Raw genomic sequence first — 12541 nt, 5'->3', positions numbered from 1 at the left:
ATTATAGTTACAACAAAAAGAAATATCAACTATATTTTTTTATATCACTAAATTTGAAGGTCAAAATAAATTGTTACAAACGAGAGGATGCAGCTCCTTTTGATGATTCATTGTACTTTGTCAATATAGAGGTGAGCTTTAAATTTGCAAGATGTAAAGAGGACTACTTTTTAGGCTAACAGCGTATCTATATGGTCTTTTTAGTACGATTATGAGTAAATATCCTACATGTTTTTACTCAAAATAAATTTAATAAAAAATAAGAAAGTTTTGTAATTTTTTACATATATTTTAGTGAAAGGCCTTTCACCATTTTATCACCTAGGGGGCAATCATAATGAAATTTTTGTCTTACCTTACAGCGGTTTTGGTGATTTTAGGCGGTTTAAATTGGCTAGGTGTGGCTTTGGATTATAATGTAATTGAGAATTGGTTTGGCTCTATGCCAGCCCTTGTTGATACAATTTATTGGTTATTTGGTCTTTCTGCTCTTTATCAAATTTATGACCGGTTCTTTACGAATAGTTAGCAATTTTTATATAACTAGAGTGTTAGGTAGAAGGAATAGCCTAACACTCTTTTTGCATGTTTATAAAATCTTCTGCATCTGTAAACGATTCCAATACGTCTTAAGTTATAATTAAGCAAAATGAATTGACTGAATATTCGATACGGGTTATAATTCAGAAAGTTTTAATAATATCGAATGTAAGGAAGTAGGAGGTCATCTAGGTGATGGAGCGGGGGTATAATTTTTCAGCGGGGCCGTCAATGCTCCCTTTGCCAGTGTTAGAAAAAGTGCAAGCGGAGCTTTTAAATTATAATGGGACAGGCATGTCTATAATGGAAATGAGTCACCGATCTTCATATTTTCAAGAGATTATCGAAGAAACAAGTAGTCTGCTTCGAGAATTAATGTATATTCCAGATTCATATGATGTTTTATTTTTACAAGGGGGAGCATCTTTGCAATTTTCAATGGTTCCACTGAATGTAATGAATAAGCATAAAAGAGCTGGATATGTATTAACAGGAACATGGGCTAAAAAGGCATTGCAAGAGGCGAAAAAAGTCGGCGAGGCTGTTATTGTGGCTTCTTCAGAGGAAGATAATTTTACGACAATTCCTTATATAAGTGCTTCTATGATTCCTTCAAACTTAGACTATCTACATATTACAACGAATAATACAATTGAAGGAACAAAGTATACAGAAATACCACAAGTTGCAACTATTCCGCTTGTCGCTGATATGTCTTCTAATATTTTATCGGAAGAATATGATGTGAATCAGTTCGGAGTGATTTATGCAGGAGCACAAAAAAATCTAGGACCTGCTGGATTAACCATTGTAATTGTGAAAAAGGAGCTAGTGGGGAAAGCAAAGGCTTTTTGTCCAGTTATGTTAAACTATGAAACTTATAGTAAAAATAATTCTTTATATAATACACCGCCGTCCTTTAGTATTTATGTGACAAAGCTCGTGTTAGAATGGTTAAAAGAACAGGGCGGGGTATCTGTAATGGAACAACAAAATAGAAAGAAAGCAGCACTTCTGTATCAATTTTTGGATGAATCACAATTATTTACCTCACCAGTTGATCCGAAATATCGTTCCCTTATGAATATTCCTTTTACAACACCATCGGAAAAATTGAATGAACAATTTTTACAAAAAGCAAAAGAAATGGGACTTGTAACATTAAAAGGGCATCGTTCTGTTGGTGGTATGCGTGCAAGTATTTATAATGCAATGCCGATAGAAGGGGTGAAAAAATTAGTAGCGTATATGAAGACCTTTGAGTTAGAGAATAGATAGGGGGATGAGGATATGTTTCATATTCAAACATTGAATCAAATTGCCGAAAAAGGTTTACAAGTTTTTGCAGCAGAACGATATAACATCGGACAAAGGATAGAGCATCCTGATGGAATTTTACTTCGCAGTTATTCTTTACATCAAGAAGAGCTTTCAAAGAACTTAAAGGCAATTGCAAGAGCCGGAGCGGGTGTAAATAATATTCCTATAGATCGATGCACAGAAAAAGGGATTGTTGTATTTAATACACCGGGTGCAAATGCGAATGCAGTAAAAGAATTGATACTGGCAAGTTTCATTCTGTCTTCTCGAAATATTATAAATGGAGTTAGTTGGACAAAGGGATTAGAGGGAAAAGAGATTCCTCAGCTTGTCGAAGCAGGAAAAAAACAGTTTGTTGGATCGGAAATCGCCGGAAAACGATTAGGAGTGATTGGTCTTGGTGCAATCGGTGCACTTGTTGCGAATGATGCGCTATCTTTAGGAATGGATGTTGTCGGATATGACCCTTATATTTCAGTGGAAACGGCATGGCGTTTATCTACACATGTGCAAAGAGCGTTTAGCTTAGATGAAATTTTTGCGACTTGTGATTATATTACATTACATATTCCGCTTACAGAGCAAACGCGAGGAATCATTGGAGAACATGCGGTTCGTATGATGAAAAAAGGTGTGCGTTTATTCAATTTTTCAAGAGGAGAGCTTGTTGATGAGACGGCCTTAGAAAAGGCTTTAGAAGAAGAAACGATCAATCATTATATGACAGACTTTCCAAATGAGAATGTCATAAAGATGAAAAATGTAGTTGCAACGCCACACCTTGGCGCTTCAACATATGAATCAGAAGAAAATTGCGCTGTTATGGCTGCGTGCCAATTGCGAGATTATTTGGAAACAGGAAATATTCGGAATTCAGTTAACTATCCGAATGTAGAACTTCCGTATGTTGGAAAAAAACGGATTACGATTATGCATCAAAACGTTCCGAACATGGTTGGACAAATTACAGGGTGCTTAGCGGAGCATCATATTAACATTGCGGATATGATTAACCGTAGTAAAAACTCTTGGGCATATACAATGATTGATATTGATAATGGGATGGATGATAGAATGAAGGAAAATATTGTTGAGAATATAAGGAGAATTACAGGTGTTGTAGCCGTTCGAATGATTGTATAAAGGGGAGAGGAAAATGGCGACAATTCGACCATTTCGGGCTATTCGTCCGGTGCAAAATAAGGCGGCGCAAGTTGCAGCTTTACCATATGATGTATTAAATAGTACAGAAGCAAGAGAAGTGGTAAAGGGAAATCCATATTCGTTTTTACATATTGATAAGGCAGAGATTGACTTATCAATATCGATTTCCCCATACGATGACAGTGTATATGAAAAGGCAAATGAAAATTTACAGCGTTTAATCCGAGAAGGGATACTGATGCAAGATGAAGAGCCGTGTTTTTATATTTATCAGTTGACGATGCAAGGAAGAAGGCAAGCTGGGCTTGTTGTTTGTACATCCATTGATGAGTATATGGATAATACAATAAAAAAACATGAACGAACTCGTCATGATAAAGAACAAGATCGCATTCGTCATGTAGATGCATGTAATGCAAACACGGGACCGATTTTTTTAACATATCGTGCAAAGGAATCGGTCACAAAATTACTGGTAGATTGGCAAGAACATCACGCACCGGTGTACCGATTTACTGCAGATGATGGGGTTGAGCATGTAGTATGGAAAATCGCAGAAGCCGATGCTATTGCTGCATTGATACAATCTTTTGAAGAAATCCCTGCTTTATATATTGCGGATGGACATCATCGCTCGGCATCCGCTGTTCAAGTAGGGCTCATGCGTAGAGAGGAACATCCCAATTATACAGGAGATGAAGAGTTCAACTTCTTTTTATCGGTGTTATTCCCTCATGAGGAATTATCAATCTGGGATTATAACCGTGTTGTAAAAGATTTAAATGGCTTAACCGAAGAGCAGTTTTTACAACAAATTTCCCAATTTTTTTATGTAGAAATAGCACATACATCGCCACTGAAACCAAATAAGCGACATACATTTGGCATGTATATGAATCGAGTATGGTATCAGTTAACTGCGAAAGAAGAAATATTTGACGCTCAAGATGTTGTGAAACGTCTAGATGTCGCGATTTTACAGGATTATGTATTAAGTAAAGTATTGCAAATTCATGATCCGCGCACAGATGCACGCATTGACTTTGTTGGGGGTATTCGTGGACTAGAAGAACTCGAGCACCTTGTAGATAGTGGCCCGTATAAAGTTGCCTTTTCATTATATCCAACGTCAATGGAAGAGTTATTAGCAATCGCAGATGCTGGAGAAGTGATGCCACCAAAATCAACATGGTTTGAACCGAAACTTCGTAGCGGGCTTTTTATACATTCATTAGAATAGAGTAGAGAAGACTCACTCATCATATAGAACTGTACTCTGAATAATAGGCTTTTTTTCATGTCTATGATTCGAGGTACAGTTTCATTTTGTTAAGGGGTGTCTTCGCTGCTCTATTTTTATCCCGCTATTTTAGGGCAGTAAGACTCCCGCCTCAAAGTTCAAAGAATAGCCAGGAAGATAGGTAGGAGTAGGACTGCCCGTAACAGCCGGATTGGTGAGGGCTCATAATCAGTGGGGGATGAAGAAAACCCCCACTGATTAAAGTCTCACTGTATTACGGTTACTTCTATTTGTTTTGAAAGATAGTTATGTTACATTTCTATTCATACTATTTCATTTAAAGGAGAGTATTTCTTAAAATTAGAAGTCTTTTAATAATATATTTAAAGCTTTTGATTTGATTCGTTCGTACTCCATAGCTCCAGCTAGTTCTTCAGCAAGTAATGGTGTTTTTCGAACGTATTTTTCACGAATTACATCATATAATTCATATGGAAATAGCATATCTATAAACATGATTTTTTTTTGCTCGGCTGTTAACGGAGAGACAGATTCATACGCGTTAATCATAATATGAAATTGATCTTCGTTCCAAACACCGGTTGTATCTAATAATGGAATAATCATTTTCCGTAAATCGCGAATCGGAAGATCATAAGAAACTGTATCTAAATCGATTACCCAAATTTGATTGTTCGGGGCTAGTAAAGAGTTTCCAGTTCCGTAATCTTGATGACATAAGTTCGGGGCTGATTGTAATTGTTCGGTCCATTGTCCATATTCAGATTCTAATAATCGTTGATAGGTGTGTTTCGCTTCTGTAATAAAAGGGGTAATTTCTTCCAAGTACATTTGTGAAAAAGGATCATCAATTAATGTTGCAGATAGATTTTTCCAAATTTCCATCTGTTGAAATCTCTTAATATAATGATTTGGCCAACGTCCTAGTTTTGTAAAGATAGGTACCCCTGGTGGTGGTTTGTAGCCGATAGACGCTAAATGAAAATCTGCTAATCCCTTCATAATCATTTCAAGGTCTTCTTTCATTGTCAATTCAAATGGTCTTCCTTCAATCCAATCGTAAACAACAAATAGAAATGGACTGTGTTTTGTATAAAGCTGATTCTTTTTATTTGGAATGATACTTGGAACATGCATGCCCTTTTTGGCAAGGTAATCTTGAGCATGAATCGAAAATAAAGCTTTTTTTTCAGGGCGGTGAATTCTTTTTAAGCAAAATGCTCCATTTGAAGTATGAATTTTCCATACTAGTGCAAGTTGTCCACCTTGTATTAACTCAATTGTAGTTGGATCAATATCCCAATGTTTAATCATAGTTTCAGCTAACGCTACTAACTTTTGTTCTTCCTCAGGTGATAATGTATCCCCCTCTTCCTGATTGTAATTCTCCAAATATGTCACCATCCTTTTTATACTCTCTTACTAATTTATGGTGCATGACCACTTTTGTGCTAGCCGTTTGCCTTTAAGTAGAAAAAAGGAATGCTTTTCCTAATTTTGGTTATAAAAATCGAAATTTATCTAAATAATTCACATTCGTAAGGCGAAGTTCGTAACATATGTTGAAGGGAATTGGATTTTTATCAAAAAGGAGGGGTTTGGATGAAAATTGCGATAATATCTACTGAAAAGTTACCGGTGCCAGCTGTACGAGGTGGAGCTATTCAAATTTATATAGATTCTGTCGCAACCATTATTGCCTCAAAGGGGAAAAATATAACAGTTATTTCAATAGCAGATCCAGATTTACAAACTGAGGAAACAAAGCAAAATGTACGATATATACGTTTCCCAGAAAATGAATACCTTCCGAATATAATTGAGCATTTGAAAAAAGAAAAATATGATGTGATTCACCTGTGTAATCGTCCTAGTTGGGTTTCATTGTTATATGGAGTGGCACCACAAACAAAATTCGTATTAAGTGTGCACAATGAAATGTTTGCACATGAAAAAATAAGTGATAAAGAAGGAGAAGTATGCATTTCAATTGTTTCAAAGATTGTTACAGTCAGCGATTATATAGGAGAAACGATTACTTCTCGCTTTCCAACAGCAAAATCTAAGACGCAAACAGTATATTCAGGTGTAGACGTGAATCAATATGATCCCTCCTGGACAACGAATGGAAAAGAACTTAAACATTATGTACAAAAAGAGTTACAGTTGCAAAATAAAAAAATTGTTTTGTTTGTTGGACGTTTGAGTAAAGTGAAAGGTCCTCATATTTTATTGCAAGCTCTTCCGAAAATCATTGAGCAGTATCCAGAGATTGTAATGGTTTTTATCGGTTCAAAATGGTTTGGAGATAACAATGTAAATAATTACGTGAAACATTTATATACATTAGGTGCGATGTTTAAAAAAAATGTAGTATTTATTAAATTTGTAAAGCCAAAAGATATTCCAACTCTTTATGCTATGTCGGATATTTTTGTATGTTCTTCCCAGTGGCAAGAGCCACTTGCTAGAGTACATTATGAGGCAATGGCTGCTGGGTTACCAATTATCACAAGCAATAGAGGTGGAAATCCTGAAGTAATTGAAGAGGGAAAGAATGGCTATGTTGTTGATGATTTTGAGAACCCCGATGCGTATGCAGAAAAAATTATTCATCTATTGAGTAATGAAAACAAAAGAGAACGTATGGGGAAATATGGACGTTTAAAAGTTGAGAAAGAATTTAGTTGGGATCGAGTGGCTATGAATTTATTAGAAGTGTATAAGGGAGTTTTATAGTTTTTAAGAGGAGATGAAGAATGTTGGAAGAAACACCTGCATTAGAGCGAGAGCATTTAAATAAGGTACTAGGTTTTTATCCATTTGAAATTAATAATATTACTCTACAATCAAGTAGAAGTGGGAGAACAATTTGGGAAGTAGAAACAGAGGAAGGGGTGAAAATATTAAAACAAGCACAAATGAAACCCGAACGGATGTTGTTTATTGCTGGAGCACATTTACACCTTCTTCAAAATGGACTACCAATTACGCAAATTCATAAAACAAAAAGGGGCGGGTTTTGTATTGGATCGGGGGAGTATGCATATGTATTATATGATAAATATCAAGGAAAAGAAGTTATTTACTATAATAAAGAGCAATTAGAGAAGGTGCTTATATACGCTGGAAAATTCCATAAAGCATCGGAAGGGTATATACCACAAATAGAAAGTAAAACACGGAGTCGGTTAGGGAAATGGCATAAACTATATAGATGGAAATTACAAGAGCTAGAAGGTAACAAAAGAATTGCCCAATCTTTTCCTAATGATATGTTTTCAACTATGTTTTTAGAGTACGTTGATAAAATGTTAGTACGTGGTAAACGAGCTTTACAAGAAATAGATGATCCATTTTATAACCAATGGACAAAAGAAATTATTACAAATAAGAGTTTTTGCCAACAAGATTTCACTTTAGCGAGATTTACAGAAATAGATAATGCGATTTTTATGAAAGAACTACATTCTATTACACATGATTTACCAGTGAGAGATCTGCGAATTATTTTAAATAAAGTAATGAAAAAAATGGCAACTTGGGATATAGATTTAGCGATTCATATGCTGAGTGCATATGATTTAGAAAACAGTTTATCAGAAAAGCAATTTCGTATATTATGGACTGATTTATCTTTTCCTCATTTATTTTGTTCGATTGCACATAAATATTATTTAAAACAAAAACGCTCTTGGTCTGATGAAAAATATATTTGGGCGTTACAAAATGTTATTGCGCTTGAAGATTCGAAGGAGGAATTTCTACAACAGTTTTCTGATATTTATCGTGAAATCAAGAGTAGAAATGGAGGGGAAATAAAATGAAGCCAAGGCAAGAAGAAATAGTAATCCCTATTTTAAATTTAGATAAGTTTGCTTTTTCTCCACCAGGACCAATGGGTTGGGCGCTTTCAGAGTACGAAAAGGCGTTAGAAGAACAAGATAATATTGTATTAGATGAAGCATCTGTAATAGAAAATATAATGTCTATAAAAGAGATAGAGTTAGTGGAATTTCCGACAGTTAGCTTGTTAGATTTAGAAGAACATAATACGAAAACAACGCAAATTACTAGTGAAGTAATTGAAGAAATAAATAATCCGAAATCTCCCTCAATAACTAAGGAAATCGTTAATCCAATAAACGAAGAGGATATTCAAAATACTATAAAGCTAGAAGGAAAACAAAATACTGTAGTAACGGAATTAAAAAAGCGAAACGAAGAAATTGAAATGATTGTACCAAAGCCACTATTAAATGGTCCGTGGATAGCGAAAATAGTAAAAAATAAATCGGAAAAAGAATAGCAAAAAGTCCGCATATAAATCAATCTTTTTATGTATTTTTAACATATTATATATAAATCTATAAAAAGGAGTAAATGACATGGAAGAGGTAAAAAAAGCAAAAATAAAAATAGATTTTGAGAATGAATTTACTGTTAATTCAGAAGAAGAGATACAGAATGTATTAAAAGCTTTAGCTGAAGTAATTCAATCTGGAGCACATTCTGGTATAGAAGTTGAAATTGAATATATCGATGGAACAGAAGTAAGCTTTACGGAAGAAGATGAAGAAGACGAAGATGAAGAAGATGAAGAAGACGAAGATGAAGAAGATGAAGAAGACGAAGAAGACGATGCTTAAAATAAATCCCCCTTTGAGAAGGGGGATTTATTTTATACTACGATGTTAAAGGAAAATAATATTTTAGATAATTTGAATTTTAAAAGAGTATTTGAATTTAGTGGTAGATAAATTAATAGAAGTTGCTGCTTGTTTATATACTTGTTTTAGTCTTTGAGCTGTATGCATAAATGTGAAATTTTTTTCAACAACGCAACGGCCATTTTTAGCAATCCAGTTCGCGAATTCTTGTTGAGATAATAGAGCATTAGTCAGCCTAGTAAATTCTGCTGGGTTATTATACTGTTGTACTAACAATCCGTTATATTCATCTGTTATAACTTCTGCATTTCCGCCACGATTTGTTGTAATGATGGGAATGCCAGCTGCCATTGCTTCGTAATGAACACGTGCTAACGGTTCATTCCATTGTGAACTACAAATAAATATATCTCCCATTAAAAAAATGTTATGAATTTGATCTGCAGGAATAAATTTGGTGAAAATCACATGTTCTTTAACAGGGCGGGCAAGTTTGTGTAAATCTCTAATATATTTATTCACACTATTATCACTAAACCATTTTCCACCCACAATGACTAGAACAGTGTCTTGGTGTGCTTGAATAATTTCTTTCATAGCTTGAATGAGAATATGGGGACCTTTATTTTTTGTTAATCTCCCTACAAATAAGATGACTTTCTTATTTTGTATAGCATATTTTTTACGAAATTTATTTCTGATTTCTTGTCCAGTTGGTGTCCAGATAGAAGGGGAGTGTGTTAAATCTACTCCTGAGTAGACAATCGAAATTTTTTCTTCGGCTTGAGGGAATCTTTCGATTACTGTTTGTTTAATATAATTACTAACAGTTACAATAGCAGTAACCATTTCGATAATAAGATTTCCTTCAGAGAGTGTCATCTTGTGTTCTGCAAACATATCGTTATGAAGTCCAAGTACAAATCGACTGTTGGGAGAAGCTTGTTTATATAGTGGTATATTTTTAGGGCGATTAAATACATGTATAATATCAAAATTTTTAGTCGGGAGTATTTTTATAATTTGTTGTTCATATTCCTCTTGAGGAAATCGGATGTAATGGATACTCCCCTTTGTTTCTTGTTTTGGCAGAATGGGGTCTGAAATAGAGAAGATAGTAAGTTCATGCTCTTGACTAATATAAGGGGAAACACCATCAATCATCATTTGAATAGCACCGCCTTTTACGGCCGGAGACGGTAATTTTTCTGTACATATATATGCGATTTTCATAAACAAGCCTCCTTAATATAATTGCTTCATATACTCATATTCTGCTTTTAATCCATGAAATAATGAAACCGATGGGGAATATTGTAGTAATGATTGTGCTTTAGATATGTCTGCCCATGTTTGTTTCGGCTCGCCGGGTACACCTTTTGAAAAATTCAGTATTGCACGTTGACCTACAATTTTTTCTAACATAGAAATAATATCTAAAATCGATGCTTGCTCTTTTCCACCAATATTTATTACTTCACCAATTATATTTTTTCTTGTTTTTAAAGTAGCTACTGTTCCTTTTATACAATCATCGATATAAGTGAAATCGCGTGTTTGTGTTCCATCACCAAATATGGTAAGAGGTTTATTTTCTATTAGTTGTTTTATAAATCTATGAAATGCCATATCTGTACGTTGTTTTGGACCATATACTGTGAAGTATCGTAAAATAATAGTTGGTATATGAAAATTTGTATGATAAATATGACACAAGTGTTCTCCGCTTAATTTGGTCACACCATACGGAGAAAGTGGAATCGGTAATAAATCTTCAGAAACTGCACCAGATTTTTCACCATAAACAGAAGATGTTGATATATAAATAAATTTATCTAAGTCTTTGTTTTTACATGCTTCAAGTAAATGTTGCGTAGCGAGTATATTATTCGTAACGTAGGGATGGAAATCTTTCCCCCAACTTGTTCTGACCCCAGGAATAGCAGCTAAATGATATACGGCACTGACATCTTGTAAAATTTTTGATAAGTTTGCACTTAAAATATTTTCTTGTATAAATTCAAAACGTGAGTTTGTTATGAGAGAACGGATATTATTGATCTTTAATTGCATCGGAGTAGGGCCAATAAAATGATCTATTCCGATTACGGAATAGGATTTATCTTTTAGTAATTCTTCACATAAATGAGAACCGATGAAACCAGCTGCTCCAGTAACAAGTATTTTCATGAGCGACCAACTCCTACATAGCGTAATCTGGATTTCTCTATTTCCTCTTTAGTAAGGCAGTTTCGTCCATCAACAATTAGGTCTCCTTTCATCGCTTGTTTCACTTGTTTCCAATTCAGTGATTTAAATTCGTCCCATTCCGTGGCAATAACAACACAATCAGAGTTTATAATAGAGGGTTCTAATTGCTCATGTTGGGTAACGTACTTATTTAAATGGATAGGAAGAACGGCTTTTGGATCATAAGTGTGAAGATCGTAGCCAAGAGGCACTAATTTTTCGAGAAGTGTTATTGCAAGTGAATTGCGAATATCGTCCGTATGTGGCTTAAAGGAAATCCCTAAAATAGTTATTTTTTTTGCAGATTGTTCTATACAGTTTTTGATTTTTTCAATATAGAGATCTACTTGTGTAGAATTAATAGATTGGACTGCTTGTAAAATAGGGACAGTGACTTGCCTATCAGTTGCTGTATAGATAAGTGATTGCAAGTCTTTTGGAAAGCATGATCCACCATACCCCAGTCCAGCTTGCAGAAAATGAGGATTAATTCGAAAATCATAGCCAATCCCTTTCGCTACTTCAACAACATCAATGTGGTATACGTCACAAATTCGAGCAATCTCATTTATAAAAGATATTTTTGTAGCTAAAAAAGCATTTGCTGCATATTTAATCATTTCTGCTTCATCTAAACCAGTCCAAAAGAACGGAGCATGAATATTTTTATATATTTTTTTCATGATCTCAAATGATTTTTTATCATTTTTTTGAACCCCTATAATTGTTCTATCCGGAAAGAACATGTCATGTACAGCAGAGCCTTCGCGAAGGAACTCAGGATTAGAAACAACATTAAAAAGGGATGGTGAAACACCTTTTTTAATGAGTGTTTCATATAAATATTGATTTGTGCCTGGTGGAACTGTACTTTTCGTAATAATTGTTTTATATGATGTTATAGCCGGAACTAACGAATCAATAACAGAGTAGAAATATGTTAAATCTGTTTTTCCATTTGATGTTGAAGGAGTTCCTACGGTGATGATAATAACTGAGGAGAGTTTAATAGCTTGATCAATCTCATGACAGTATTTTAAACGATTACGATTTTTGTGAATAAGTTCTTTTAAATCTGGCTCGTAAATGGGACACTCTCCTTTTTGAAGAGAACGAATTTTATTTTGATCCTTATCTACACAAATAACATGGTGTCCTAAATCAGCTAGTACTGCTGCTGATGTTAGCCCCACATAACCAGATCCTATAATGCATATATTCATATGATGTCCACCTTTCTAAAATGAGTACCCGTTAGTATAGTATATTGATGGAGAAGTATAATTGGTGACATATAAGGAGGCCCTATTTGTACAAGTGAAAAAGTAAGGGGTAA

General features: G+C 34.5%; 12 protein-coding genes. 8 read left to right on the top strand and 4 right to left on the bottom strand.

The genetic code is table 11. The features are described from left to right. Positions 1-337 precede the first annotated feature (337 nt). From BCER98_RS10665 to BCER98_RS10650, 4 genes are all read left to right on the top strand, one after another. Complete coding sequence (locus BCER98_RS10665) at positions 338-529, top strand: DUF378 domain-containing protein (protein ID WP_012094544.1); 192 nt, start codon at positions 338-340, stop codon at positions 527-529. A gap of 206 nt (positions 530-735) precedes the next feature. After that, on the top strand, positions 736-1818 hold the full coding sequence (gene serC, locus BCER98_RS10660) for a 3-phosphoserine/phosphohydroxythreonine transaminase (RefSeq protein ID WP_012094543.1): 1083 nt from the start codon (positions 736-738) through the stop codon (positions 1816-1818). A 12-nt stretch (positions 1819-1830) separates the two neighbouring features. After that, positions 1831-3003, top strand: coding sequence for a phosphoglycerate dehydrogenase (locus BCER98_RS10655; RefSeq protein ID WP_012094542.1), 1173 nt, complete (start codon positions 1831-1833; stop codon positions 3001-3003). 13 nt (positions 3004-3016) lie between these two features. After that, positions 3017-4264, top strand: coding sequence for a DUF1015 domain-containing protein (locus BCER98_RS10650; RefSeq protein ID WP_012094541.1), 1248 nt, complete (start codon positions 3017-3019; stop codon positions 4262-4264). A gap of 360 nt (positions 4265-4624) precedes the next feature. Here BCER98_RS10650 and BCER98_RS10645 read toward each other — a convergent pair whose 3' ends face one another. Then, positions 4625-5689: a CotS family spore coat protein gene (locus tag BCER98_RS10645; RefSeq protein ID WP_041809801.1), complete on the bottom strand. Its 1065-nt coding sequence runs from the start codon at positions 5687-5689 to the stop codon at positions 4625-4627. Between the two features lie 198 nt (positions 5690-5887). Here BCER98_RS10645 and BCER98_RS10640 point away from each other — a divergent pair, with 198 nt between their 5' ends. From BCER98_RS10640 to BCER98_RS10625, 4 genes are all read left to right on the top strand, one after another. Then, the gene (locus BCER98_RS10640; RefSeq protein WP_012094539.1) at positions 5888-7024 is read left to right on the top strand and encodes a glycosyltransferase family 4 protein; all 1137 of its coding nucleotides are present in this window, start codon (positions 5888-5890) and stop codon (positions 7022-7024) included. A 23-nt stretch (positions 7025-7047) separates the two neighbouring features. Next, on the top strand, positions 7048-8112 hold the full coding sequence (gene cotS, locus BCER98_RS10635) for a spore coat putative kinase CotS (RefSeq protein ID WP_081428433.1): 1065 nt from the start codon (positions 7048-7050) through the stop codon (positions 8110-8112). Continuing rightward, positions 8109-8594: a hypothetical protein gene (locus BCER98_RS10630; protein ID WP_012094537.1), complete on the top strand. Its 486-nt coding sequence runs from the start codon at positions 8109-8111 to the stop codon at positions 8592-8594. Before cotS ends, BCER98_RS10630 begins: the two co-directional genes overlap by 4 nt. Positions 8595-8673: 79 nt before the next feature. Continuing rightward, positions 8674-8934, top strand: a complete 261-nt coding sequence (locus BCER98_RS10625; protein WP_012094536.1) for a hypothetical protein — start codon at positions 8674-8676, stop codon at positions 8932-8934. 63 nt (positions 8935-8997) lie between these two features. Here the strand turns inward: BCER98_RS10625 and BCER98_RS10620 are convergent, their stop codons facing one another. The 3 genes from BCER98_RS10620 to BCER98_RS10610 are packed head-to-tail and all read right to left on the bottom strand — an operon-like array spanning position 8998 to position 12428. Next, positions 8998-10188: a glycosyltransferase family 4 protein gene (locus tag BCER98_RS10620; RefSeq protein WP_012094535.1), complete on the bottom strand. Its 1191-nt coding sequence runs from the start codon at positions 10186-10188 to the stop codon at positions 8998-9000. Positions 10189-10200: 12 nt separating this feature from the next. After that, complete coding sequence (locus BCER98_RS10615; RefSeq protein WP_012094534.1) at positions 10201-11145, bottom strand: NAD-dependent epimerase/dehydratase family protein; 945 nt, start codon at positions 11143-11145, stop codon at positions 10201-10203. Then, positions 11142-12428 (bottom strand): UDP-glucose dehydrogenase family protein, encoded by a 1287-nt coding sequence (locus tag BCER98_RS10610; RefSeq protein WP_012094533.1) that lies wholly within the window; start codon positions 12426-12428, stop codon positions 11142-11144. Before BCER98_RS10610 ends, BCER98_RS10615 begins: the two co-directional genes overlap by 4 nt. Between the last annotated feature and the right edge of the window lie 113 nt (positions 12429-12541).

This window comes from Bacillus cytotoxicus NVH 391-98 (assembly GCF_000017425.1).
GTDB classification, from domain to species: Bacteria; Bacillota; Bacilli; order Bacillales; family Bacillaceae_G; genus Bacillus_A; species Bacillus_A cytotoxicus.
The sequence above is the reverse complement of the archived record's forward strand: the minus strand, read 5'-3'. Positions and strand labels throughout refer to the sequence as shown.

What these genes read in the sequence shown, in the direction of transcription:
- BCER98_RS10665 (WP_012094544.1), top strand. Translation starts at nt 338, where the DNA reads ATGAAATTTTTGTCTTACCTTACAGCGGTTTTGGTGATTTTAGGCGGT.
- serC (WP_012094543.1), top strand. Translation starts at nt 736, where the DNA reads ATGGAGCGGGGGTATAATTTTTCAGCGGGGCCGTCAATGCTCCCTTTG.
- BCER98_RS10655 (WP_012094542.1), top strand. Translation starts at nt 1,831, where the DNA reads ATGTTTCATATTCAAACATTGAATCAAATTGCCGAAAAAGGTTTACAA.
- BCER98_RS10650 (WP_012094541.1), top strand. Translation starts at nt 3,017, where the DNA reads ATGGCGACAATTCGACCATTTCGGGCTATTCGTCCGGTGCAAAATAAG.
- BCER98_RS10645 (WP_041809801.1), bottom strand. Translation starts at nt 5,689, where the DNA reads ATGGTGACATATTTGGAGAATTACAATCAGGAAGAGGGGGATACATTA.
- BCER98_RS10640 (WP_012094539.1), top strand. Translation starts at nt 5,888, where the DNA reads ATGAAAATTGCGATAATATCTACTGAAAAGTTACCGGTGCCAGCTGTA.
- BCER98_RS10630 (WP_012094537.1), top strand. Translation starts at nt 8,109, where the DNA reads ATGAAGCCAAGGCAAGAAGAAATAGTAATCCCTATTTTAAATTTAGAT.
- BCER98_RS10625 (WP_012094536.1), top strand. Translation starts at nt 8,674, where the DNA reads ATGGAAGAGGTAAAAAAAGCAAAAATAAAAATAGATTTTGAGAATGAA.
- BCER98_RS10620 (WP_012094535.1), bottom strand. Translation starts at nt 10,188, where the DNA reads ATGAAAATCGCATATATATGTACAGAAAAATTACCGTCTCCGGCCGTA.
- BCER98_RS10615 (WP_012094534.1), bottom strand. Translation starts at nt 11,145, where the DNA reads ATGAAAATACTTGTTACTGGAGCAGCTGGTTTCATCGGTTCTCATTTA.
- BCER98_RS10610 (WP_012094533.1), bottom strand. Translation starts at nt 12,428, where the DNA reads ATGAATATATGCATTATAGGATCTGGTTATGTGGGGCTAACATCAGCA.